Source organism: Streptomyces sp. NPDC001714 (assembly GCF_042892755.1).
Taxonomy (GTDB): Bacteria; Actinomycetota; Actinomycetes; order Streptomycetales; family Streptomycetaceae; genus Streptomyces.
This window is the reverse complement of record NZ_JBIAUL010000013.1, coordinates 1-23,193: the sequence shown is the minus strand read 5'-3', so window position 1 is coordinate 23,193 and position 23,193 is coordinate 1. Positions and strand designations below refer to the sequence as shown.

General features: G+C 71.6%; 20 protein-coding genes. 7 read left to right on the top strand and 13 right to left on the bottom strand.

Annotated features, from left to right (window positions below; genetic code table 11):
- Positions 1-37: 37 nt before the first annotated feature.
- Positions 38-1,564, top strand: coding sequence for an amino acid permease (locus ACFY0P_RS30480; protein WP_388920095.1), 1,527 nt, complete (start codon positions 38-40; stop codon positions 1,562-1,564).
- 85 nt (positions 1,565-1,649) lie between these two features.
- Positions 1,650-2,606, top strand: a complete 957-nt coding sequence (locus ACFY0P_RS30475; RefSeq protein ID WP_388920092.1) for an RluA family pseudouridine synthase — start codon at positions 1,650-1,652, stop codon at positions 2,604-2,606.
- Here ACFY0P_RS30475 and ACFY0P_RS30470 read toward each other — a convergent pair.
- From ACFY0P_RS30470 to ACFY0P_RS30445, 6 genes are all read right to left on the bottom strand, one after another.
- A complete protein-coding gene (locus tag ACFY0P_RS30470) occupies positions 2,603-4,090 on the bottom strand; it encodes a cytochrome P450 (RefSeq protein ID WP_388920089.1) in 1,488 nt (495 codons plus the stop codon). The two genes, ACFY0P_RS30475 and ACFY0P_RS30470, sit on opposite strands and share 4 nt — an antisense overlap.
- Before the next feature lie 57 nt (positions 4,091-4,147).
- Complete coding sequence (locus ACFY0P_RS30465) at positions 4,148-4,768, bottom strand: ATP/GTP-binding protein (RefSeq protein ID WP_388920086.1); 621 nt, start codon at positions 4,766-4,768, stop codon at positions 4,148-4,150.
- Positions 4,749-5,177 (bottom strand): DUF742 domain-containing protein, encoded by a 429-nt coding sequence (locus tag ACFY0P_RS30460; RefSeq protein ID WP_388920083.1) that lies wholly within the window; start codon positions 5,175-5,177, stop codon positions 4,749-4,751. Before ACFY0P_RS30460 ends, ACFY0P_RS30465 begins: the two co-directional genes overlap by 20 nt.
- The gene (locus tag ACFY0P_RS30455; protein WP_046726726.1) at positions 5,174-5,581 is read right to left on the bottom strand and encodes a roadblock/LC7 domain-containing protein; all 408 of its coding nucleotides are present in this window, start codon (positions 5,579-5,581) and stop codon (positions 5,174-5,176) included. The genes ACFY0P_RS30460 and ACFY0P_RS30455 overlap by 4 nt, the downstream gene beginning before the upstream one ends.
- A complete protein-coding gene (locus ACFY0P_RS30450; protein ID WP_388920080.1) occupies positions 5,578-7,197 on the bottom strand; it encodes a sensor histidine kinase in 1,620 nt (539 codons plus the stop codon). Before ACFY0P_RS30450 ends, ACFY0P_RS30455 begins: the two co-directional genes overlap by 4 nt.
- A gap of 334 nt (positions 7,198-7,531) precedes the next feature.
- Positions 7,532-8,158, bottom strand: coding sequence for a TetR/AcrR family transcriptional regulator (locus ACFY0P_RS30445; protein ID WP_388920077.1), 627 nt, complete (start codon positions 8,156-8,158; stop codon positions 7,532-7,534).
- Between the two features lie 184 nt (positions 8,159-8,342).
- Here ACFY0P_RS30445 and ACFY0P_RS30440 point away from each other — a divergent pair, with 184 nt between their 5' ends.
- The 5 genes from ACFY0P_RS30440 (at position 8,343) to ACFY0P_RS30420 (ending at position 15,727) form a co-directional block, all read left to right on the top strand.
- Positions 8,343-9,167 carry an urea amidolyase associated protein UAAP1 gene (locus ACFY0P_RS30440; RefSeq protein WP_388920074.1) on the top strand — a complete coding sequence of 275 codons (825 nt, stop codon included), beginning with the start codon at positions 8,343-8,345 and terminating at the stop codon, positions 9,165-9,167.
- Entirely contained in the window at positions 9,164-9,769 is a 606-nt protein-coding gene (locus ACFY0P_RS30435) for an urea amidolyase associated protein UAAP2 (protein ID WP_388920071.1), read from the top strand. Before ACFY0P_RS30440 ends, ACFY0P_RS30435 begins: the two co-directional genes overlap by 4 nt.
- Positions 9,766-13,278 carry a 5-oxoprolinase/urea amidolyase family protein gene (locus tag ACFY0P_RS30430; protein WP_388920068.1) on the top strand — a complete coding sequence of 1,171 codons (3,513 nt, stop codon included), beginning with the start codon at positions 9,766-9,768 and terminating at the stop codon, positions 13,276-13,278. Before ACFY0P_RS30435 ends, ACFY0P_RS30430 begins: the two co-directional genes overlap by 4 nt.
- A 17-nt stretch (positions 13,279-13,295) precedes the next feature.
- The gene (atzF, locus tag ACFY0P_RS30425) at positions 13,296-14,975 is read left to right on the top strand and encodes an allophanate hydrolase (protein WP_388920065.1); all 1,680 of its coding nucleotides are present in this window, start codon (positions 13,296-13,298) and stop codon (positions 14,973-14,975) included.
- A 203-nt stretch (positions 14,976-15,178) separates the two neighbouring features.
- Positions 15,179-15,727 carry a DUF1062 domain-containing protein gene (locus ACFY0P_RS30420; protein ID WP_388920062.1) on the top strand — a complete coding sequence of 183 codons (549 nt, stop codon included), beginning with the start codon at positions 15,179-15,181 and terminating at the stop codon, positions 15,725-15,727.
- Between the two features lie 67 nt (positions 15,728-15,794).
- Here ACFY0P_RS30420 and ACFY0P_RS30415 read toward each other — a convergent pair whose 3' ends face one another.
- From ACFY0P_RS30415 to ACFY0P_RS30385, 7 genes are all read right to left on the bottom strand, one after another.
- Positions 15,795-18,647, bottom strand: coding sequence for a DEAD/DEAH box helicase (locus ACFY0P_RS30415; protein WP_388920059.1), 2,853 nt, complete (start codon positions 18,645-18,647; stop codon positions 15,795-15,797).
- Between the two features lie 83 nt (positions 18,648-18,730).
- Positions 18,731-19,672 (bottom strand): twin-arginine translocase subunit TatC, encoded by a 942-nt coding sequence (tatC, locus tag ACFY0P_RS30410; RefSeq protein ID WP_388920056.1) that lies wholly within the window; start codon positions 19,670-19,672, stop codon positions 18,731-18,733.
- 47 nt (positions 19,673-19,719) lie between these two features.
- Positions 19,720-20,004, bottom strand: a complete 285-nt coding sequence (gene tatA, locus ACFY0P_RS30405) for a Sec-independent protein translocase subunit TatA (protein WP_352365046.1) — start codon at positions 20,002-20,004, stop codon at positions 19,720-19,722.
- Between the two features lie 260 nt (positions 20,005-20,264).
- A complete protein-coding gene (locus ACFY0P_RS30400) occupies positions 20,265-20,459 on the bottom strand; it encodes a hypothetical protein (protein ID WP_388920053.1) in 195 nt (64 codons plus the stop codon).
- Positions 20,460-20,468: 9 nt separating this feature from the next.
- The gene (locus ACFY0P_RS30395; RefSeq protein ID WP_355726724.1) at positions 20,469-20,729 is read right to left on the bottom strand and encodes a hypothetical protein; all 261 of its coding nucleotides are present in this window, start codon (positions 20,727-20,729) and stop codon (positions 20,469-20,471) included.
- Positions 20,730-20,918: 189 nt separating this feature from the next.
- Positions 20,919-21,929, bottom strand: a complete 1,011-nt coding sequence (locus tag ACFY0P_RS30390) for a helix-turn-helix transcriptional regulator (protein WP_388920050.1) — start codon at positions 21,927-21,929, stop codon at positions 20,919-20,921.
- Between the two features lie 19 nt (positions 21,930-21,948).
- Positions 21,949-22,902, bottom strand: coding sequence for a helix-turn-helix transcriptional regulator (locus ACFY0P_RS30385; RefSeq protein ID WP_388920048.1), 954 nt, complete (start codon positions 22,900-22,902; stop codon positions 21,949-21,951).
- Positions 22,903-23,193 lie beyond the last annotated feature (291 nt).

The window sequence follows — 23,193 nt, the reverse complement described above, 5'->3', positions numbered from 1 at the left end:
CCTCGACAGGAAGTCCGCCTGACAGGCAGGTGCCGCCGTGACGACACTCGACGACCGCTCCGTGGAACCCGACGACCGCTCCCTGGAGGAGTTCGGCTACCGCCAGGAGCTGCATCGCAGCCTCGGCCGGTACGCCTCGTTCGCCGCCGGGTTCTCCTTCATCTCCGTACTGACGACCGTCTTCCAGTTCTTCGCCTTCGGGTACGCGTTCGGCGGCCCGGTCTTCTTCTGGGCCTGGCCGGCCGTCCTGGTCGGCCAGTTGCTGGTGGCCGCCTGCTTCGCCGAACTGGCGGGGCGCTACCCGATCTCCGGCGCCATCTACCAGTGGTCCTCACGCCTGTCGAACCCGTCCTTCGGCTGGTTCGCCGGCTGGATCATGGTGATCGGGCAGATCGTGGTGGTCGCGGCAGCCGCGCTCGCCCTGCAGATGGTGCTGCCCGCGCTGTGGTCCGGCTTCCAGCTGGTCGGCACTGACACCGCGGTGACCTCGGCCGACGGGGCCGCCAACGCCGCCGTGCTGGGCGTCGTCCTGCTGGTGCTGACCACCCTCGTGAACATCATGGACAACCGGGTGATGTCCGTGATCAACCGGGTCGGGGTGACCGCCGAGATCATCGGCGCGGTACTGATCATCGTGCTGCTGCTCACCCACTCCAAGCGCTCCCCCGGCATCACGTTCCACACCGGTACGGCCGCCGAGGGCGGTCTGCTGGGCGCTCTCCTGGTCGGCTCGTTCACGGCCGCGTACGTGATGATCGGATTCGACAGCGCGGGCGAGATGAGCGAGGAGACGCACCACCCGCGGCGTACGGCGCCGCGCACGATCCTCACGGCGCTGTCCGCCGCGGGCCTGCTCGGCGGCCTGGTCATCCTGGGCGGCCTGCTGGCCGCGCCCAGCCTGACCGACGGGCACCTCGGGGTCGACGGACTGAGCTACGTCCTGACCAGCAGCCTCGGGGACGGGGTGGGCCGGGTGCTGCTGGCCGACGTGGTGGTGGCGATCGCGGTGGCGACGCTGGCGATCCAGACCGCGGCCTCGCGGATGCTGTTCTCCATGGCGCGGGACGAGCAGCTCCCGTTCGCCGGCCGGCTGGCGCGGGTGAATCCGCGGACCGGGATGCCGGGCGCGCCGGCCGTGGTGGTGGGGGTGCTGGCCGCCGTGCTGCTGTTGCTCAACTTCGCCTCACCGGACGCGTTCCTGGCGATCGGGACCACGTGCATCGTGATGCTGTACCTCGCCTACGCGATGGTGACCGGGCCGCTGCTGGTGCGACGGCTGCGCGGGGAGTTCCGGGTGGAGGGGACGGACGAGACCGGCGCGCCGTTGTTCTCGCTGGGGCGGTGGGGTGTGCCGGTCAACGTGGTCGCGCTGCTGTACGGGCTGGTGATGACCGTGAATCTGGCGTGGCCTCGGGGGGCGGTGTACGACCCCAGTGGGGGCCACTGGTACTTCCGGTGGTTCACCGTGCTGTTCCTGGTCGGGACGGTGGTGGTGGGCGGCGTTTGGAGGCTCACCCGGGCGGAGTCGCGGAGTGCGGTCGCTGTGCCGGAGGCTGCGGCGTAGTCGGTCGGGGTGCGGGTGCGTGGGGGCTGGTCGCGCAGTTCCCCGCGTCCCCGAGAAAGGGGCGTCCGCCTTACCCTTGGCTGCAATGAGACGTAAGACCCCCGCCCCGCCCTCCCCGCTCCCCCAGCGTCGAGGGGTGGACCCTGTTCGGGTCCGGTTGCCCTTCTCCGAGGAGTGGGACACCGTCGGCGAATATCTCGTGGCCCGGCTCTCCGGAGCCGCACCCGGAGCCGTTGAGGAGATGCTGAACTCGGGAATGGTCGTCGATGTCGATGGACAACCCATCGCCGCCCGCACGCCCTACTCCCCCGGCCGCTACCTCTGGTTCCACCGCGACCTGCCCCCCGAGGTCCCCGTCCCCTTCCGCCTCGAAGTCGTCCACCGCGACGACCACCTCGTCGTCGCCGACAAGCCGCACTTCCTCGCCACCACCCCTCGCGGCAGCCACGTCACCGAGACCGCCCTCGCCCGGCTGCGGCGGGAGCTGGGGATTCCCGCGCTCGGCGCCGCGCACCGCCTGGACCGGCTCACGGCCGGGCTCGTGCTGTTCACCGTGCGGCCCGAGGAGCGGGGGGCGTACCAGACGCTGTTCAGCGAGCGGCGGGTGCGCAAGGAGTACGAGGCGATCGCGCCGTACGATCCGTCGCTCGCCCTTCCCCGGACCGTACGCAGCCGGATCCTGAAGGAGCGTGGGGTACCGGCGGCGCGGGAGATCGAGGGGGAGCCCAACGCGGAGACGGTCGTCGAGCTGGTCGAACGCAGAGGTGAGCTGGGACGGTACCGGCTCACCCCGCACACCGGCCAGACCCATCAACTGCGCGTGCACATGAGCGCGTTGGGCGTGCCGATCCTCGGGGATCCGCTGTATCCCGTGGTGCTGGGCCCCGTGCCGGACGGTGACTTCCGGCGGCCGCTGCAACTGCTGGCGCGGCGGCTGGAGTTCACCGATCCGGTCACGGGTTCGGAGCACCGGCTGTGCAGCGCGCGGACGCTGCGGGCCTGGGAGTCGTACCAGGCGTGGGCCGGTGACCAGGTCCCTTAACGGCCCAGCCACCAGCGGCGCAGCCTGGGCCAGATGCCGCGCGGCCTGGCCGGCTCGGAGGCGGACACGGCCACCGGCGCCGCCGGCTGGGGCTCGGGGGCCGGTTCCGGAGCGGCCGGTGCGGGTGCTGCCGGGCGGGTGATGCCGGCCTGCCAGTCGGTGCGCTGCGGGGGGACGAGGGCCGGGCTCGGCATGAGGGTGACGTCCTGCTTCGGCTTGGGGTCGAAGCGCACCGGCAGTTCCACCAGGTGCCGGGAGGCGATGGAGGCGCGCCAGCGCAGCTCCTCCTCGTCGCAGTCGAGCTGGATGTCGGAGAGCCGGGTCAGCAGCTGGTCGACCCCGACGTCGGCGATGGCACGGCCGATGTCCTGGCCGGGGCATTCGTGCGGACCGCCACCGAAGGCGAGGTGGGAGCGGTTGCCCTGCATGTTGGCGTTCAGGTCGGGGCGGACGCGCGGGTCGACGTTGCCCGGCGCGGGCGCGTAGAGCAGTCCGTCGCCCTTGCGGATGCGCTGGCCGCCGAGTTCCGTGTCCTGCTTGGCGAAGTAGGCGAAGACGGTGCTGAACGGCGGCTCGTCCCACAGGGACTGCTCGATCGCCTCGGGCACGGTCATCTGGCCGCCGTTGAGCTGGGCGCGGAAGCCGGGCTCGGTGAGGACCATGCGCAGCGCGTTGGCGAGGAGGTTGGCGGTGGTCTCGTAGGCGGCGTAGAGGACGACCCGCAGGTGCTGGGCGACCTCGTCGTCGTTGAGCCCGGCCGGGTGGTTGACGAGGTGGCTGGTGAAGTCGTCCTCGGGGCGGGACCGGCGGCGGGCGGTGAGCCGGGTCAGGCAGCCCATCACGTACTCGTTGCTGGCGATCGCGGTCTCGGTGCCCTTGAGCGCGTCCCGGGTGGCCTCCACGATCCGGTCGTTGTACTCCTCGGGCATGCCGAGCAGTTCGCACATGACGGCCATCGGCAGGTGCTCGGAGTACTGGGAGACCAGCTCGGCGCGGCCCTTCTCGCAGAACTCGTTGACCAGCAGCTGGGTGTAGCGGCCGATGAGGCGGCGGATGCTGCGGTGGTCGATGGTGGTCATGGCACCCTGGACGGCCGCCCGCAGTCGCAGGTGTTCGTCGCCCTCGGCGTGCGAGCAGATGGGCTGCCAGGCGATGTGCGGCATGAGGGGGTGGTCGGGCTTGACCATGCCCTCGCGCAGCGGGGTCCAGATCCGGCTGTCCCGGGTGAAGACGGCGGGGGTGCGGACCATCTGGAGGTTCTCGGTGAGGCCGAGGACCACCCAGATCGGTACGTCGTCGTGGAGCAGGACGGGCGCCACGGACCCGTGTTCCTCTCGCAGCTTCTCGTACAGCTCGCCCAGGTGGTCCGCGTCGGCGCCGTAGAGCCGGTGGAGTCCGCCGGGGCCGCGGTCGTGCGCCGGACAGCCGGGCGGCGGGACCGGGCCCGTGCTGGCGCCGGCCGGGAAGGGGGATTCAGGCGTCACAGTGATCGCTCCGAAGAGATCCGAAAGAGTTCGAAAGAGTCCGAAATTCGAGGGGGGTCAGGTGAGCGCGCCGGACATGGCGAGCGAGTGCAGGAAGCGCATCAGGGTCATCAGGACGTCACGGCTGGAGGCCCGGCGGCGAGCGTCGCACTCGATGATGGGGACATCGGGGGGCAGGTCCAGCGCGGTGCGGAGTTCCTCGATGGGGTAACGAGGCCCGTCCGGGAAGGAGTTGACGGCCACGACGAACGGCACCCCGCGCTCCTCCAGGCGTCCCATCACGTCGAAGCTGACCTCCAGGCGCCGGGTGTCGATGAGGACGACCGCACCGAGGGCGCCTTCGAACAGGCCGTTCCACAGGAACCAGAAGCGTTCCTGGCCGGGGGTGCCGAAGAGGTAGAGGACCAGCTGGTCGGTGATGCTGATGCGGCCGAAGTCCATGGCCACGGTGGTGGCGGTCTTGGAGTCGGAGCCGTAGTTGTCGTCGACCCCGATGCCGGCCTGGGTCATGGTCTCCTCGGTGGTCAGCGGTCTGATCTCGCTGACGGAACCGACCATGGTGGTCTTGCCGACCCCGAAGCCGCCCACGATCACGATCTTCACCGCGGCCTGGGCGGTGTGCGGCAGATGGTCCTCGGTGCGGGGGCCGGGGACCGTCTCAGAGCTTTTGAAGTCCATGCATCACCGCTTCGAGAAGTGAACGGTCGGGAAGCGCCTGGCGGACGATCGGGGCGCGCGCCTGCACCAGTTCGGCCGTGATCAGCTCGGTGATCAGCGCTGTCATCGCACTGAACGGCAGGTTGAGGTAGGCCGAGAGCTCGGCCACGGACAGGGGGGCGAGACAGAGCCGGAGCAGCGCCGCCTGCTCCGGGGTGACGGAGGGCGGTGCGGCGGCGCGCGCCACGATTAAGGTCACCAGGTCGAGTTCGGCCCGGGCGCCGTCGCCACCGCTGATGACGTAGAGCCGTTCGGGGTTCTTGTTGTCCTCGTCCTCGCCGCCGCTCTCGGGGGTCGGCGGCGCGGACGGGACCGGGGACGGAGCGAGTTCCGGCCTGGGTCGGCGCCGTTTGCGTTGCGGAGGAGTCATACGGTCTGCCCGTTCCGCCGGGGCGGACTGGTGAGATGGGCGCCGATGCGGACGACGAGGTCGCGCATCATCTCGCTCATCCGGCCCGGTTCACAGGTGACGTCGGCGAGCACCGCGAGGTAGGCGTTGGCGCCGGCGGACATGAGGTAGAAGTAGCCTCTGTCGATCTCGATCAGGACGAGGTTCATGTCGCCGTTGCTGATGGGGAGTTCCTGGGCGACGGCGCCGGCCAGGCTCTGCACGCCCGCGCAGGCCGCGGCGAGCCGGTCGGCGGCGTCGGGGTCGCCACCGTGCCGGGCGATGCGCAGGCCGTCGGCGGAGAGCACGACGATCATCTCGACGCCCGGTACCCCGTCGGCGAGTTGCTTGAGCATCCAGTCGAAGTTGCCTCGCTGCTGGATCACTTGAGGTCCCCCTCGTCTTCGGCCTCGGTGCCGGCCGGATCGTTGATCAGATGCAGGTACTTGGTGGGGTTCCGGGTGAAGTCGGTGGGGTGGACACCCGGGTTGTTCTTCTTGAGCCCCTCCCAGAAGGCATCGACCCAGAGGCCGGGCTCACGGCGCTCCGGCTCGGGCTCCGGCTCGGGGTCCTTGTGCTGCGACCAGATGGTCGGGTTGCCCTCGCGTTCGGCGCGCTCGATGGCGGCCTGCTCGGCGATCCGCCGGCTGAGCGGCGTCTTCATCCGGCTGCGCCGCTGCGGCAGGCCGCCCGCCGTCCATTCGGTGACCTCGGGGACGTCGTCCTCCATGGAGATCCCGGCGGGGATGCGGGGGCTGGTGGGCCGACGCCGCTTGGGCGGGCGCTTGGGGCCTTCGAGGGCGCCGAGCTCGGGCTTGGGGATGCCGGTGGCACCGATGCCGTGGGCGATGCCCGGGGCGGGGTCGGTGGTCATCATGTCGCTGGGCACGATGAGGACGGCCCGGACGCCGCCGTACGCGGAGGCGCGCAGCGACACGTCCATGTTGTACGTCTTGCACAAGCGGCCCACGACCGAGAGGCCGAGGCGCGGGTTCTCGCCGAGGACCTGGATGTCCTTGCCCTGCTTGGCCTTCTCCAGCAGGCCCTCCAGGCGGTCGCGGGCCTCCTCGTTGAGGGTGACGCCGGCGTCCTCGATCTCGATGCACACGCCGGACTGCACCTCGACGGCGGTGACGTGCACCTTGGTGGAGGGCGGCGAGTAGCGGGTGGCGTTGTCGAGGAGTTCGGCGGCCGCGTGGATGACCGGCTCGACGGAGGTGCCCTTGATGTTGACCTGGCAGATGGAGTGCAGCTCGATGCGCCGGTACTCCAGGATCCGGGACATGGCGCCGCGCAGCACGCTGTAGAGGGCGACGGGGTTGGGCCACTGGCGGCCGGGGCGGCCGCCGCCGAGCACGGAGACCGAGTCGGCGAGCCGTCCGATCAGCGCGGTGCCGTGGTCGATGCGCAGCAGGTCGTCGAAGACCTCGGGGTTGCGGCCGTGGTCCTCCTCCATCTCCCGCAGTTCGTGGGCCTGCTGGTGGACGATGGCCTGGACGCGCCGGGCGACGCTGACGAACGAGCGCTCCAGGGAGTCACGCTGGAGGTCTTCCTCGTCGACGATGTCGAGCATGATGCGGATCAGCCGGCGCTGCGACTCGGGGGCGTGGCGCATCCGCGGGTCGACGTCGAAGAGCTGGCGAACCACCTCTTTGGGTGACTCGCCGGCCTTCAGCCGGTAGAGGGCGGTCGGGAAGACCTCCCGGCCGAGGTGCTCGATCTCCTCGTCGCTCGCGGTGAGGCGCCGTTCCAGATACGCGCTGTGACGGTCGTGCTCGGCCCGGGCCTCCCGGAGCCTGCGGCCGCGGCGCACCGCTTCCGCCGCCGTCGCGAGCACCAGCAGCATGCCGACGGCCCCGCACACGCCGACGGCGATCCGGGCGGATCCCGCCACCAGGACGACGGCGGCGGCGGTCGCCGCGGCCATCAGTATGGCGGGCAGCAACAGCACGCGCGCCAGGGAAAGTTCACGGCCATCGGGAGGCGATTGCACACTCACCATGTATGCCTTCTGAGACGAATCGGCTGGGTGTCGGGGGAGCTCGTGGGGGGAAGGTTCATGGAGCAGTCTGGATCTTCCGTATGTTTGGGAACAGGCGCACGAATTCACCTCAACTCGGTGCGCCGCGGGCGAGCTTAGTCCGACCGGATCAACGCCGTGTCATATTCGGCAAGCACCTGAAAACGCCCGAAGGACTGGAGTACCCTCGGTCGTTTTGTACGGGGGGCGTTCATTCGAACACGGCCCGTTACTGCGCACAGACGTACGAAAGTAACTCACTGTGACGGGTGAAAGGAACCTGAGCGGCGGAACCTCGGCCGCCCCGCGAGACTCGTCAGACCCCCACGATCCGCAGCGCGGCCTCGGCCGTGGCACGGGCGAACTCGTGGGCGGGACGCTCGGGTTCGGAGCGGTGGACGAGGATGACGCCCTCGATCAGCCCGAAGACGAGATCGGTCCGCAGCTCCAGCTCCCCCTTGGCCAGCGCCCCGCCGGCCGCCGTGCCGGCGATCAACTGCCGGTAGGCGTCCTTGAGTTCCGCGCGTACGGCGTGGAAGCCGGCGAACCGTTCGGTGTGCACCTCGGGCAGCAGGTAGAGCGCGCCGAGATTGTGCGGCCCGGCGCACAGCAGCTCCACGTCGGCCCGGCACAGGACCCGCAGCCGTTCCTCGGCCGGGGTCACGTCGTCCGCGAGCAGTTCCCGCGCGCAGGCCAGGGACGGCGTGACGGTGGACTCGAGGAGCTCGGCGAGCAGATCCTCCTTACCGGAGACGTAGTGGTACATCGACGCCTGCCGCATGCCCGCCCGCTCGGCGACGGCCCGGGTGGTGGTGGCCGCGTAGCCGCGGGTGGTGAACAACTCAGCCGCGGCCGCGAGCAGTTCGGCCCGCGGCTCGAGCCCGCTGTCCGGCCGCTGCGCGGCCCGCGGCCGGCCGACCCGGCGGCCACTGCTCGTCCCCATGCGTTCGATCCTCGCACACGACGCCGTACGGCGATCACGCCGACGCCCGTCCCGCCGGACCGCCACCCCCGGTGAGCCCTCGGTAACCGGGCCGGAACACCGCGGCAACGCCGCCGACCCGGCCCGCCCCTAATTTCTGTCGGGCGACAGAAATCTCCCCAGCCGAAGGAGCCGGAGGTCAGCGATGGCGACAGCGACCACGTACGGAGCCCGCGCCCACGCCCGCGCCCAGGAGGGCACCCGCGCCGAGGCCATGCCCGTCGTCCCGGCCGCCGACTGGCCGGACCCGCCCTGCGAGGCCGGTCACCTGGTGTGGGCCGAGACGGTGGCGGGCGGCAACTACACGCACCGCGTCCTGGCCCGCGGCACCGAACTGCGCCTGACCGACCCGACCGGCGACGCCTGCGCCCACCTCCTGCTGTACGCCGACGGCCGCCCCTGGGAGCGGCTGAACGTCGCCGACACGGTCAAGGTCCAGTGGAACGCCTACCTCGGCGAGGGCGTGCTGCTCCTCTCCGACCAGGGCCGGGTGCTCGCCTCCGTGGTCGCCGACACCTCCGGCCGGCACGACGCGCTCTGCGGCACCTCCACCCTCGTCCGCAACACCGAGCGGTACGGCGACGGCACCCCGCAGTCGCCCTCCCCCGCAGGACGCGAGCTGTTCAAGCTGGCGGCGGCCAAGAACGGCCTGGAACCGCGCGACCTGCCGCCGTCCCTGTCGTTCTTCCAGGGCGTGGAGGTACGCGACGACGGCACGCTGGACTTCACCGGCTCCGCGGGCCCCGGCGGCAGCGTCACGCTCCGCACCGAGCAGGACGTGACCGTACTGATCGCGAACGTCCCGCACCCGGCCGACCCGCGCCCCGACTACGTCAGCACCCCCCTGGAGGTGCTGGCCTGGCGCGCCGCGCCCACCCCGCCCGGCGACCCCCTCTGGGACGCCACCCCCGAAGGCCGTCGCGCCTTCCTCAACACCCACGAATTCCTCGCCGCGAGGGGGCTCGCATGAGCACGCAGACCGTCGTCCCGGCCCGCGCCGCCTGGTCCGCCGTGATCCGCGCGGGCGACACCCTCACCATCACCGACCTGCACGGCAACCAGGCCGTCGACTTCCTCGTCTACGACGCCCACGACACCTCGGTCCGCTACAGCGCACCCGACACCATCCAGGCCCAGGGCTCCATCTTCCTGACCACGCACAGCAGGCTCATGAGCAACGAACACACCCCGCTGATGACCGTCGTCGCCGACGAGGTCGGCCGCCACGACACGGTCGGCGGTGCCTGCTCCAAGGAGTCCAACACCCTGCGCTACGGACACCACACCTGGTCGCAGCACGCGTGTGTGGACAACTTCCTGGCGGAAGGCGCGCGTCACGGCCTGGGCAAACGCGACCTGGTCTCCAACATCAACTGGTACATGAACGTGCCCGTCGAGAAGGACGGCACCCTCGGCATCGTCGACGGCCTCTCGGCCCCGGGCCGGAAGCTGACCCTGCGCGCCGACCGCGACGTCCTCGTGCTGGTCTCCAACTGCCCCCAGATCAACAACCCCTGCAACGGCTTCGACCCGACGGCCGTGCAGATGACGATCACCGGGGCCGCGGGATGACCTCCTTCGAGAAGCTGCTGATCGCCAACCGCGGCGAAATAGCCGTCCGCATCATCCGGACCGCCCGTGAACTGGGCCTGCGTACGGTCGCCGTCTACTCCGACCCCGACCGCTCGGCCCCGCACGTCCGCCTCGCCGACGAGGCGGTCCGGCTCGGCCCGGCCCCGGCGAAGGAGTCGTACCTCGACGCCGACCTGGTCCTCAAGGCCGCCAAGGACACCGGCGCGGGCGCGGTCCACCCCGGCTACGGCTTCCTGTCCGAGGACGCCGGCTTCGCCCGGCGCTGCGAGGAGGCCGGGATCGTCTTCGTCGGACCGACCCCCGAACAGCTGGAGCTGTTCGGCGCGAAGCACACCGCACGGGCGGCCGCACAGGCCGCCGGGGTACCGCTGGCGCCCGGCACCGGGCTGCTGGCGGACGTGGACGAGGCCCGCCGCGAAGCGTCCGCCATCGGCTATCCCGTCATGCTCAAGGCGACCGGCGGTGGCGGCGGTATCGGCATGTCGGCATGTCGATCCGCCGACGAACTGACCGACGCCTGGGACCGCGTCCAGCGCACCGCCGCCGCGTCCTTCTCCTCCGCCGGGGTCTTCCTGGAACGCCTCGTCGAGCACGCCCGCCATGTCGAGGTCCAGGTCTTCGGCGACGGCGACGGCCGGGTCGTCACCTTCGGCGACCGGGACTGCTCCCTCCAGCGCCGCAACCAGAAAGTGGTCGAGGAGGCCCCCGCCCCCGGCCTGCCCGACCGCGTACGCGCCCAACTCGCCGCGTCCGCCCGCGACCTGTGCGCCTCGGTCGGCTACCGCTCCGCGGGCACGGTCGAGTTCGTGTACGACGCGGCCCGCGAGGAGGCCTACTTCCTGGAGGTCAACACCCGCCTGCAGGTGGAACATCCGGTCACCGAGGAGATCTACGGCGTCGACCTGGTCGCCTGGATGCTGCGTCTGGCCCTGGGCGAGACCGACGTCGTCCGCGCCCCGGGCACCCCGCGCGGCCACGCCGTCGAGGCCCGCGTCTACGCCGAGGACCCCTCCCGCGAGCACCGGCCCAGCGCGGGCCTGCTGACCCGGGTGGAGTTCCCGGAGGGCGTGCGCGTCGACGGCTGGGTGGAGACCGGCGCCGAGGTGACGACGTCGTACGACCCGATGCTCGCGAAGGTGATCGCGTACGGCCCGGACCGCGCGGCGGCGCTGCGCAGGCTGGACGAGGCCCTGGCCGCCGCCCGCGTCGACGGCATCGAGACCAACCTCGGTCTGGTGCGGGCCGCGCTCGCCGACCCCGGGTTCCGCGCCGCCACCCATTCCACGGCGACCCTCGCCGAGGTCACCGACCCCACCCCCCGGATCGAGGTCGTCGCCGCCGGCACGCTCACCACGGTCCAGGACTCGCCGGGCCGCACCGGCTACTGGCAGGTCGGCGTCCCCCCGAGCGGCCCGATGGACGACCGCTCCTTCCGCCTCGGCAACCATGCCCTGGGCAACCCGGAGGGCGCACCCGGCCTCGAATGCACCCTCCAGGGCCCGTCCCTGCGCTTCACCCACCCCACCACCGTCTGTGTGACCGGCGCCCCGGCCCCGGTGACCGTCGACGGCGCCCCGGTCGCCCAGTGGGAGCCGGTGACGGTCCCGGCCGGCGGCCTGCTCGAGGTCGGCGCGCCCACCGAGCACGGCCTGCGCACCTACGTGCTGTTCGCCGGCGGCGGCCTGGACGTCCCCGCCTTCCTCGGCAGCGCGAGCACCTTCACCCTGGGCCGGTTCGGCGGTCACGGCGGGCGGGCGCTGCGCACGGGTGACGTCCTGCACGGCGGAGCGGTGACGGACGGCAAACCGGTCGCCGAACGCCCGCACTTCACCGCCGACTGGCGGCTGGCGGCCGTCGAGGGCCCGCACGCGGCCCCGGAGTTCTTCACCGAGGACGACGTCCGCGACTTCTACGCGGCCGAGTGGAAGGTGCACTTCAACTCGGCGCGCACCGGCGTCCGCCTGGTCGGCCCCAAGCCGCGCTGGGCACGTACCGACGGCGGTGAGGCGGGCCTGCACCCGTCCAACATCCACGACACCCCGTACTCGGTCGGCGCCGTCGACTACACCGGCGACATGCCGGTCCTGCTCGGCCCCGACGGCCCCTCCCTGGGCGGGTTCGTGTGCCCGGCGACGGTCCTGAGCGGCGAACGCTGGAAGCTCGGCCAGCTCCGCCCCGGCGACACGGTCCGCTTCACCCCGGTCGACGTGACGGGCGCGCCCCGCCCCGAGATCGTCGACGGCGGCGTCCTGGCCCGGGACGGTGACGTGACGTACCGGCGCAGCGGCGACGACAACCTGCTGGTCGAGTTCGGTCCCATGCAGCTGGACCTCGCCCTGCGGATGCGTGTCCACGCGCTGATGGAGGCGGTGACGGCGGCGGACCTGCCCGGGGTCACGGACCTGACTCCCGGCATCCGTTCGCTCCAGATCCGGACCGACCCGCGGGTCCTTCCCCAGGCCGGACTGGTGCGTGCGGTACGGGAGATCGTCCTCGCCCTGCCGCCCACCGACGAGCTGGTCGTCCCCTCCCGCACGGTCCACCTCCCCCTCTCCTGGGACGACCCGGCGACCCGCGAGGCGATCGCCCGCTACATGGCGGGCGTCCGCGACGACGCCCCCTGGTGCCCGTGGAACATCGAGTTCATCCGCCGGATCAACGGCCTGGACTCGGTGGAGGACGTCTACCGCACGGTCTTCGACGCGGAGTACCTGGTCCTCGGCCTCGGCGACGTGTACCTCGGCGCCCCGGTCGCCACCCCGCTCGACCCGCGCCATCGCCTGGTCACGACGAAGTACAACCCGGCCCGCACCTGGACCGCCGAGAACTCCGTCGGCATCGGCGGCGCCTACCTGTGCGTCTACGGCATGGAGGGCCCGGGCGGCTACCAGTTCGTGGGCCGTACGACCCAGGTGTGGTCGGGCTGGCAGCAGCGCGGCGCGTTCGAACCGGGCATGCCGTGGCTGCTGCGGTTCTTCGACCGGATCAGGTGGTACCCGGTGTCCGCGGACGAACTCCTCGACCTCCGCGCCGACATCACCTCCGGCCGGTTCGTGCCGCGCATCGAGGAGGGCACCTTCTCCCTCGCCTCCTACCGGGAGTTCCTCGCCGCGCACGCCGACTCCATCGGGGAGTTCAGGACGCGCCAGCAGCGGGCCTTCGCCGCGGAGCGGGACGCCTGGGAAGCGGCGGGCGAGTTCGCGCGGGCGGAGGCGGCCACCGCGCCCCCCGCCCCGCCCACCGAAGTGGCGGTGCCGCCGGGCGGCCGCCTGATAGAGGCCGAGTTCGCCGCCTCCGTGTGGCAACTGAACGTGGCGCCGGGCGAAGAGGTGACCGCCGGCCAGCCGCTGCTCGCGCTGGAGGCGATGAAGATGGAGTCCAGGGTGCACGCACCGATGACCGGTGTGGTCACGGAGATCCTGGCGCGGCCAGGCGACCAGGTGGAGGCGGGGACGGCCCTGCTCGTCCTGGCGCCGGCCCGGAACTGACCCCGAGGAGCAAGACCATGTCCAGCACCGTCTCCCGTGTCCGTGCCGCCTACGCACGCATCGAGGCCGTCGACCGGCCCGAGATCTGGATCGGCCTGCGCCCGCGGGCGGAGGCCGAGGCGGAGGCCCACGCGATCGACGAACGGGTGGCCGGCGGCGAGCACCTTCCGCTCGCCGGGCGGCTGGTCGCCGTCAAGGGCAACATCGACGTCCACGGACTGCCGACGACCGCGGGCTGCCCGGCGTACGCCTACGAACCGGAAGCCGACGCCCCGGTGGTGGCCCGGCTGCGCGCGGCCGGCGCCCTGGTCCTCGGCACGACCAACCTCGACCAGTTCGCGACCGGCCTGGTCGGCACCCGCTCCCCCTACGGCGCGGTCCGCAACGCCGTCGACCCGACCCGGATCAGTGGCGGCTCCAGCTCCGGCTCGGCGGTCGCCGTGGCGCTGGGCATCGTCGATCTCGCCCTCGGCACGGACACGGCGGGCTCGGGCCGGGTCCCGGCGGCCTTCAACGGCATCGTCGGTGTGAAGCCGACCCGGGGGCTGGTGCCGACGGCGGGGGTGGTGCCGGCGTGTGCCTCGATCGACTGTGTGACGGTGTTCGCGCGGACGCTGGCGGAGGCGGAGCAGGCCCTGTGCCATGTCACACACCAGTCTCCGTACGAGGTGACAAACCACCCGGACCGCCCCCTCCCGCCCCTCCCCCAGCGAGCCCCGGGCCCCTGGCGCATCGCGGTCCCGCCCCTCGCCCAGCTCGGCGACCTGGACGCGGGCTGGGCGGACGCCTACGAGGAGACGGTGCACCGCCTGGCCGCCACCGGCGCCTCGATCCGCCCGCTCGACCTGACCCCCTTCACCGAGGCGGCCGCGATGCTCTACGAGGGCGCCTTCGTGGCCGAGCGGTACACGGCCGTGGGTCCCTTTATCGACAAGTTGATCTCATCCGGCGGCGAGGGCCTCGACCCCACGGTCGCCGGCATCATCACCCGGGCCCGCGACATCCCGGCCCACCGGCTCTTCACCGACCAGGAACGGCTCGCGGACCTGCGCACCCGCGCCCTGGCGGAACTGGCCGACGCGGACGCCCTGCTGCTCCCCACGACCCCGGGCCACCCCACCCTCGCCGAGGTGGCGGCCGACCCGCTGGGCGCCAACGCCAGGCTGGGCCGTTTCACCAACTCCACGAACCTCTTCGACCTGGCGGCACTGGCGGTGCCCGCGGGCGAGGTGAACGGCCTGCCGTTCGGCGTGATGCTGGTCGGGCCGGCGTTCACGGACGACCGCCTGGCCACGATCGCCCGCGCCCTGGAACCGCGGGTGAGCCTCGCGGTGGTCGGCGCCCACCTGACGGGCCAGCCGCTCAATCCCCAGCTCCTGGCGCTGGGGGCGGTGCTGGACCGCACGACGACGACGGCCCCGGCGTACCGTCTCCACGCCCTCCCGACGACCCCGCCCAAGCCCGGCCTGGTGAACGTGGGAGCGGGCGGCGCGCAGATCGAGACGGAGATCTGGAGCCTGCCGGCCGAGGGCCTGGGCCGCCTGCTCGCCGCGCTCCCCCGGCCCATGGCCCTGGGCAGCGTGGAACTGGCCGACGGCACCAGTGTCCCCGGCTTCCTGTGCGAGCCGGGCGCACTGGCGGACGCCGAGGACATCACGCACCACGGAGGCTGGCGAGCCTTCCTGGCGAGGGACTGACAGCCGCGCCGCCCCCTCGGAAAACCGGTGGAACGGCGCCGCTGTGCGCCGCTACTGTGCTGCCCGACCCCGTCGTCTGATCAAGGACGTGCCGTTGTACACCGTGTGAGACCTCCCAAGCGCTGATCGGTCGCGCGTCGCGCCTGTGCTGTGCGCCGCGCCTCTTTTTGCTGCGGATTTCTCACTGAAACCGGTGTACTTCTGTGCTCACCGACTGGGTGGTCATGCCCACCTGCCTTCCGCTGGTCCTGCGCCGTTGCCACACGTGCGGGTCCAGTCGCTTCCGGCCGAGCGGCAGGTTCCGCGTCAACGCGAACCACAAGCTCATCGACGCCTGGCTCCTCGTGCTCTGCACCGCGTGCGGGGAGACGGCGAAGCTCACGCTCCTGGAGCGTACCAACGTCCGCTCCGTACAGCCTGAGCTGCTGGACCGGCTGCACGACAACGACCTCGGCCTGACCGCCGAGCTGCTCCAGGATCCGGCCGTGCGGCGCCGCAACCGCATCGCCCTCGACTGGGACGGCGCCTGGCGCCTCGACACCGGCGGACCGGATCACCTGGACCGCGAGGTGATCGACGTCTCGGTCCGCTTCGCGGCGCGGATCCCGGTCCGGCCGGTGCGGCTGATCGCCGAAGGCTGCGGCCTTTCGCGGGCCGAGGTCGAGCGGCTGGTCACCGAGGGGAAGGTCGTTTCGGCGGTCCGGCTGAACAGCAGGCTCTCCGGCGACTTCACCTTCACGCTCAAGCGCTGAGCCCGAGCCGAGAGCGGGGGCCTGTCCGGCGGGATCCACCGGGCAGGCCCCCACCCACGCCCGCCGTTCACCCCACGGACGAGTAGGCCACGACTCCCCGCAGCACCAGGTCGACCGCCTTGCGTGCGTTCTTCGCCACGGTCGACCCCTCCACCGGGGCCGCGGCCGAGATCTGCCCCAGCACGTCGATGACCTGCTTGCACCACCGGACGAAGTCCCCGGCAGGCATCTCCGCCTCCCGCAGCACCTCGTCCAGCCCCATCCCCGAGGCCCACATGTAGACGGCCCAGGCGAACCCGAGGTCCGGCTCCCGCTGTCCGACGCCCTCGGTCTGATTGATCCGGAAGTCCTCCTCCAGGGCGTCGAGCCGCCCCCAGATCCGCACCATCTCGCCGAGCGCGGCCTTGGCCTTCCCGGAGGGCAGCTTCGGCGCCATCGCGTCGTCGCCGACCCGGGCCTCGTACACCAGCGCCGAGACGCACGCGGCCAGTTCGGCGGGCCCGAGGCCCTCCCACACACCGGCCCGCAGGCATTCGCTGGCAAGCAGGTCGAGTTCGCCGTAGAGCCGCGCCAGCCGCTTGCCGTGTTCGGTGACCTCGTCGCCGCGCAGGTAGTCCAGCTCGGTCAGCAGCGCCACGATCCGGTCGAAGGTCCGGGCGATGGTGTTGGTCCGTCCCTCGATGCGCCGCTCCAGCTGGGAGGTGTCCCGGATCAACCGGTGGTAGCGCTCGGCCCAACGGGCGTGGTCCTCGCGGTCGTTGCAGCCGTGGCAGGGGTGCGCGCGGATCGCGGTCCGCAGCCGCGCGATCTCACGGTCGTCGGCCGCCTGCGACCGCTTCTTGCGGGCGCGCTCCGGCGGAATGTGCCCGGCCTTGGTGCGCAGCGCGGAGGCGAGGTCCCGACGGGACTGCGGGGAGCGGGGGTTGAACGACTTGGGGATCCGCATCCGCTCCAGCGCCTCGACCGGCACCGGGAAGTCGATGGAGGCGAGCCGCTTGACCTGCCGCTCGGCCGTCAGCACCAACGGCCTGGGCCCGTCGTGCTGCTCGAAGCCGCGGTGGCCGTTGGACCGCCCTGCGGGCAGCCCGGGGTCAAGGACCAGCGCGAGGCCCGCGTACTTGCCGGTCGGCACATGGATGACGTCGCCGGGCTTGAGCTTCTCCAGGGCCACCGCCGCCTCGGCGCGCCGCTGGGCCACGCCCTGCCGGGCCAGTTCGGTCTCCCGGTCCTTCAGCTCCCGCCGCAGCCGCGCGTACTCCTCGAAGTCGCCGAGGTGGCAGGTCATGGACTCCTTGTAGCCGGCGAGCCCCTCCTCGTTGCGCTGCACCTGGCGAGAGATCCCGACGACCGACTTGTCGGCCTGGAACTGCGCGAACGACGTCTCAAGGAGCTCCCGCGAGCGGTGCCGCCCGAACTGCTCGACCAGGTTGACCGCCATGTTGTACGACGGCTTGAAGCTGGACCGCAGCGGATACGTACGGGTGCCGGCGAGCCCGGCGAGGTGCTCGGGGCTCATCCCGCGCTGCCACAGCACCACCGCGTGGCCCTCGACGTCGATGCCGCGGCGGCCCGCACGGCCGGTCAGCTGGGTGTACTCGCCCGGGGTGATGTCGGCGTGCTGCTCGCCGTTCCACTTGACGAGCTTCTCCAACACCACCGACCGGGCGGGCATGTTGATGCCGAGCGCGAGGGTCTCGGTGGCGAACACGGCCTTCACCAGGCCGCGTACGAAGAGTTCCTCGACGACCTCCTTGAAGGTCGGGAGCATGCCGGCGTGGTGGGCGGCGATGCCGCGCTCCAGGCCCTCCAGCCACTCGTAGTAGCCGAGGACGTGCAGGTCCTCCGGCGGGATCGACGAGGTGCGCTCCTCGACGAGCGCGCGGACCTTCTCCCGGGCCTCGTCGTCGTTGAGCCGGAGTCCCGCGTACAGGCACTGCTGGACGGCGGCCTCGCAGGCGGCGCGGCTGAAGATGAAGGTGATGGCGGGCAGCAGGCCCTCGTTGTCGAGCCGTTCGATGACCTCGGGGCGGCCCGGTGTCCACGCCCGGGACCGCTGCCGGCGCTCCCGCTCCCGGTCGGCCTCGCGCATGGCGCGGCCGCGTCTGCGGTCCTGGTAGGAGGGACGCTGTGCCTCCATCCGGGCCAGCCGGGCGAGGTCGGGGTTGACGGCCTTCTTGTGGCCCTCGCCCTCCTCGAACAGGTCGTACATCCGGCGTCCGGCGAGCACGTGCTGGAACAGCGGGACCGGCCGGTGCTCCGAGACGATGACCTCGGTGTCACCGCGGACGGTGTCGAGCCAGTCGCCGAACTCCTCGGCGTTGGAGACGGTGGCCGACAGGGAGACCAGGGTCACGGACTCCGGGAGGTGGATGATCACCTCTTCCCAGACGGCGCCGCGGAAGCGGTCGGAGAGGTAGTGGACCTCGTCCATGACCACGTAACCGAGGCCGATGAGGGTCTGGGAGCCCGCGTACAGCATGTTCCGCAGGACCTCGGTGGTCATGACGACCACGGCGGCGTCCGGGTTGATGCTGTTGTCGCCGGTGAGGAGGCCGACCATGCCGTCGCCGTAGCGGCGGCAGAGGTCGGCGTACTTCTGGTTCGACAGTGCCTTGATGGGTGTCGTGTAGAAGCACTTCTTGCCCTGCATGAGGGCGAGGTGGACGGCGAACTCGCCGACGATCGTCTTGCCGGAGCCGGTGGGGGCGGCCACCAGTACGCCCTTTCCGGCTTCGAGCGCCTGGCAGGCCTCGATCTGGAAGGGGTCGAGGCCGAAGTCGTACATCTCGCGGAACGACGCGAGCGCGGTGGCCTGCTCGGCGGCCCGCCTGCGGGCCGCCGCATACCGCTCGGCCGGTGAGAGGTCCTCTGTCATCGTGCTTTCGAGCGTACCGGTCCCCACTGACAACAGGACGATCATTATCCGGAACATGGGACAACGGACGACGAAGAGGTGCCCGCGTCGTGGGACGCGGGCACCTCTCGGTGATTGGGGTCGCCCTGTCAGGTCACGTCGTCGTAGCCGTTGACCCGGTCCGGGCCCTCGGGCAGCGCGCGGCTGGCGGAGACGGTCTCGATCTCGCCGATGTCCTCGGGGGTGAGGTCGAGGTCGGAGGCCTCGTCGTCGTCGAGGCCGTCGTCGTCGCGGCGGCGCCTGCGCCGGTCGTTGAGGAGGGAGAACGCGACCGCGCCGAAGTACAGCACCCAGATCGGTCCGGCGAGCGCCAGCATGGAGAGCGGGTCGGTGCTCGGCGTGGCCACGGCCGCGAAGACCGTGATGCCGAGGATCATGGCCCGCCACCAGCCGAGCATCCGCTTGCCCGTGATGATCCCGGTGAGATTGAGGAACACCAGGAGCAGCGGCAGCTCGAAGGAGAGCCCGAAGACGATCACCATGCGGGTGACCAGCTGCAGCAGGTCGTCGAGCGGCAGCAGGTTGCTCACGCCGTGCGGGGTGAAGCCGATGAGGACCTTGGCGGTGGTCGGCAGGACCTTGTAGGCGAAGAACGCGCCGCCGAAGAAGAGCGGGACGCCGGTGCCGACGAAGGCGTAGGCGTACTTCTTCTCGTGCCGGTGCAGACCGGGGGCGACGAAGGCCCACAGCTGGTACAGCCAGACCGGCGAGGCGAACACCACACCCGCCATCAGGGAGACCTGGAGGGCGAGGGTGAAGGGCGCGAGCAGACCGTTGATGGTGATCTGCGCGCACTGCTCGTCACCCTTCGTCGTGTTCATCTCCGAGAAGGTGTGGTGGCAACCGACCGAGTCGAGGATCGGCTTGGTGAGGAAGTCGATGATGTTGTTGTAGAAGAAGGCGGCGACCACCGTGATGACGATGATGGCCAGCATGGCCTTCGCGAGCCGGTTGCGGAGCTCACGAAGGTGATCCGCGAGAGGCATCCGCCCCTCGGGATCCTTCTCCTGATTGCGGGCAGACTTTGGCAACCCACGTCCTCATCTCGTGCGGCAGGCCGGGGGCTACCGGCCTTGCGTCAGCGCTGGGTGGAGTCCGACGGCTCGTTGACCGGGCGGGCGCTGGTCACGTCGCCGGGGGCCGCCTGGATGGTGCGCTGGGCCTGGGACTGCTCGCCGGAGGCGGGGGCCTGGGCGGAGGTCGTGGTGTTGCCGTCTTCCTTCATCGCCTTGGCCTCGCTCTTGAGGATGCGAGCGGACTTGCCGAGCGAGCGCGCCATGTCGGGAAGCTTCTTCGCGCCGAACAGCAGGATGACGACGACGAGGATGAGAATGATCTCGGGGGCGCCGAGCCTTCCGAACATAAGTCTTTACCTTCTCACCGAGGCGGCTGGGTGGGGTGCTGTCCGATCCTTCGGACATGCGCCCGAGTGATCGTGCTGTCAGCGATCGTAACGCTCAGGGGTAAACGTGAGGCAATCCCCGTGCGTACTCCCGGTCCGCGGAACGGGCCTCGTTCTCCGCCCCGCGAGCAGCAGCGTACCTTTCCCTGCGGGCACCGTGACAGGGCGAAGTGACGCAAACCGCTTATGGCCCCCTACTCACATCGCTTGCACAGCGGCGGTCACAGTGCGTCCACAGTGCGGGCGGCGCTCTCGGCCGCCCGCTCCAGGTCCTCCGCGGCCCGGTTGATGCGCCGCGCCGAGTCCGCGACCTGCTCGCCCAGCCGCCGCGCCTCCAGGAAGACCCGGACGGCGAGCACGCCGAGCACGGCGAGACCCACGAAACCCACAGCTACCGCGACCATCGCCCAGAACATGGGGCGAGCCTAGACGGTGGGATGCAGCCGCAGTGTCCTGACCCCGCCGCCGGTGAGCAGTTCGACGATCCGCTCGCCGGCGGGCTTGCGGACGGCGGCCCCGCAGTCGGGGCAGGTGAACGAGTAGAACGTCGTCTTGCTGGTGGCTCCGATGGCCAGGCGCAGGGCGCTCGCGGTGAGCTCGAAACTGCTCCGGCAGTCCGGGCAGCCGGCCCTGAACACCACGGGGACCACTCTTCTCATCCCGGCGAAGGCGGCCGCGACCGTCATCTCCCGCGCTCCCGCGCCGACGGAACCCGAAGACTCGTCCAGAACCCCCGAAGACTCGTTCAAAACCCTCGCCCCTCCTTCTTGATCGTTCGCCTTCGGAGCGCCTCAGCCGCTGTCGAGGGGGTGACCGTGCTCGACCCTGCGGGCCTCGGTGCGGTCACCGCCTCGACACCGGCGCGCTCCTCCGGCTCACTCATGCCCTTCCTCGTCGCCGTGCCCAACGTGGTCGTACGCCGCCAGTGCCTCGCGGGCCGCCCGGCGGGCGGCATCGGCCAGCTCGGGCGGTGACACGATCCGGCCGTCGCCGCCGAGCCTGAGCGCCAGCCGGCGCAGCGAGGCCGGATCGGGGGTGCGCAGAGTAATACGCAGTCCACCGTCGGGAAGCTCATCCGCGCTGTCGTGCGGGTAGTACTCGGCGACCCAGCGGCCGCCCGGACCGACCTCGACGACCACCTCGGGGTCCTCGGCGGCCGGCTGCACCAGGGCCTCGGACAGGTCCCGCAGCTCGATCTCCGGGGGCGCGGACGGCTCGTCCAGGATCCTGATCTCCGCCACCCGGTCGAGCCGGAAGGTACGCCGGGCCTCGGAGCGGCGGCACCAGGCCTCCACATAGGTGTGGCCGACGCTGACCAGGCGGATGGGGTCGATCTCGCGCTCGGTGACCTCGTCGCGGGCCGGTGAGTAGTAGCGGATCCACAGCCGGCGGCGCTCGGCGATCGCCCGGTCGACGTCGGCGAAGACCCCGCCCTCGGACTCGAAGGTCACCGACAGCCGGGCGCTGGCGTCGCCCGCCTCGCCGGCCGCGGTCTCCACCTTGGCGGTGGCCCGCAGCAGCGCCTGCCGGTCGCCCTCGCGCAGCCCCGGCAGGGTGGCCACCGCGCGGGCGGCGACCAGGAGCGCGGTCGCCTCGTCGGCGGCGAGCCTGAGCGGTTCCGCGGCCTCCTCGCCGAGCGCGGCCGCGTTGTGCCACCAGATCCGCTCGCCGTCGGTGTCGATGTCCAGCAGATCGCCGCCCCGGAAGCTGGTGCCGCACATGGGCAGCACGTCGAGATCGGAGACCAGCTCGTCCTCGGTGATGCCGAAGGCGCGCGCCACGTCCGCGATCCGGGCGCCGGGGCGCTCGCGCAGGTAGGTCACCAGGGAGAGCATCCGCCGGGTCTGGTCGATGGCGTTCACGGGCCTGACCGGTTTGCCTGCCACTGCCTTGCTCCGCTCCCCCTCAGCCCTTGGCCACGGCACGCAGCCGGTCCACGACGTCCGCCCGCAGCTCGGCCGGCTCCAGGACCACCACATCGGGCCCGAACTCCACCAGCCAGGCGTCGAGCCCGTGTCCGTACGGAATCATCAACTCGTCCCACCCGTCACCGAGTTCCCGCACCGCGGTGGCCTTCGCCCGAAGGGGGTAGCCCGCGCCGGAACGCAGCCGGATCAGCGCGGAGCGGTCGGCGATCTCACCGGCCCAGCTCGCCACGGTCTCGCGGACGGTGACGACGTCCGGGACCGGCGCGGTGAAGGCGGCGCCCCGGGAGCGGACCTTGCCGGTGATCCGGGACAGCCGGAACACCCGCTCGGCGCCCCGGTCGCGGTCCCAGCCCGCCAGGTACCAGTGGCCGCGCCAGCACTCCAGGGCCCAGGGCTCCACGTTCCGGGTCTCGGGGTGGGCGGCGGTGGCCTTGCGGTAGTCGAAGACGACCGGGCGGCGGTCCCGGCAGGCCAGCATCAGCGGCTCGAACGCGGCCTCGTGCACGGGGATCCGCGGCTCCAGGGCGCCATGGGACTCGTACGGGTCGACGTCCTCCGGGAGGCCTGCCGCGCGCAGCTTCTGCAGGGCACCGCTGGCGGCGCCGGCCAGCCGGGCCTGCTGCCAGACCTTGGCGGCGAGACCGAGGGCGGCGGCCTCCTCGGCGTCCAGGGTGATGGGCAGCAGGCGGTTGCTGTCGCGGCGCGCCAGGTAGCCGACCTCGCCGTCCAGGTTCTCGACGGTCTCGATCACCAGTCCGAGCTCACGGAGATCGTCCTTGTCCCGCTCGAACATCCGGCTGAAGGAGTCGTCGCTGCCCGCCTCGAGGTAGGCCTCGATGGATTCGCGCAGCTCGCGCTTGCTGAGCGGCCGCCGCGTCCCCAGCAGGCACAGCGCCAGGTTCATCAGCCGCTCGGCCTTGGCAATGGCCATCGACGCCCTTCGCCTTCCCTATGGTGCTTCTGATCGACGACCGTACCGCTCCGGAGTGTCACGGCAAAAGCCAGTACAAACAACGAGCACCGAAACGGGCACGTCCCGACAAACGCCGAGGGCCCGCGCGCACGGCACGGGCCCTCGTCCAGCCGGTTTCCGACCAGGTCCGGTCGGCGCCCGCGGGCGCCCCCCCGGCCCCCCCCGGTTCGGCCCCCCACCCGGGCAACCGGTAGTTAAACCGGGGGCCCGGGGTGGTGGCCCGGCGCGGGGGGGGGGGGGCCGGGGCGG

Bases quoted from the DNA above. Each gene is read 5' to 3' on its own strand.
- ACFY0P_RS30440 (WP_388920074.1), top strand. From the start codon at position 8,343: ATGGCGACAGCGACCACGTACGGAGCCCGCGCCCACGCCCGCGCCCAG.
- ACFY0P_RS30385 (WP_388920048.1), bottom strand. From the start codon at position 22,902: ATGGCCATTGCCAAGGCCGAGCGGCTGATGAACCTGGCGCTGTGCCTG.
- ACFY0P_RS30465 (WP_388920086.1), bottom strand. From the start codon at position 4,768: ATGGACTTCAAAAGCTCTGAGACGGTCCCCGGCCCCCGCACCGAGGAC.
- ACFY0P_RS30435 (WP_388920071.1), top strand. From the start codon at position 9,164: ATGAGCACGCAGACCGTCGTCCCGGCCCGCGCCGCCTGGTCCGCCGTG.
- ACFY0P_RS30460 (WP_388920083.1), bottom strand. From the start codon at position 5,177: ATGACTCCTCCGCAACGCAAACGGCGCCGACCCAGGCCGGAACTCGCT.
- atzF (WP_388920065.1), top strand. From the start codon at position 13,296: ATGTCCAGCACCGTCTCCCGTGTCCGTGCCGCCTACGCACGCATCGAG.
- ACFY0P_RS30430 (WP_388920068.1), top strand. From the start codon at position 9,766: ATGACCTCCTTCGAGAAGCTGCTGATCGCCAACCGCGGCGAAATAGCC.
- ACFY0P_RS30450 (WP_388920080.1), bottom strand. From the start codon at position 7,197: ATGGTGAGTGTGCAATCGCCTCCCGATGGCCGTGAACTTTCCCTGGCG.
- ACFY0P_RS30445 (WP_388920077.1), bottom strand. From the start codon at position 8,158: ATGGGGACGAGCAGTGGCCGCCGGGTCGGCCGGCCGCGGGCCGCGCAG.
- ACFY0P_RS30475 (WP_388920092.1), top strand. From the start codon at position 1,650: ATGAGACGTAAGACCCCCGCCCCGCCCTCCCCGCTCCCCCAGCGTCGA.
- ACFY0P_RS30400 (WP_388920053.1), bottom strand. From the start codon at position 20,459: ATGTTCTGGGCGATGGTCGCGGTAGCTGTGGGTTTCGTGGGTCTCGCC.
- tatA (WP_352365046.1), bottom strand. From the start codon at position 20,004: ATGTTCGGAAGGCTCGGCGCCCCCGAGATCATTCTCATCCTCGTCGTC.
- ACFY0P_RS30415 (WP_388920059.1), bottom strand. From the start codon at position 18,647: ATGATCGTCCTGTTGTCAGTGGGGACCGGTACGCTCGAAAGCACGATG.
- ACFY0P_RS30395 (WP_355726724.1), bottom strand. From the start codon at position 20,729: ATGACGGTCGCGGCCGCCTTCGCCGGGATGAGAAGAGTGGTCCCCGTG.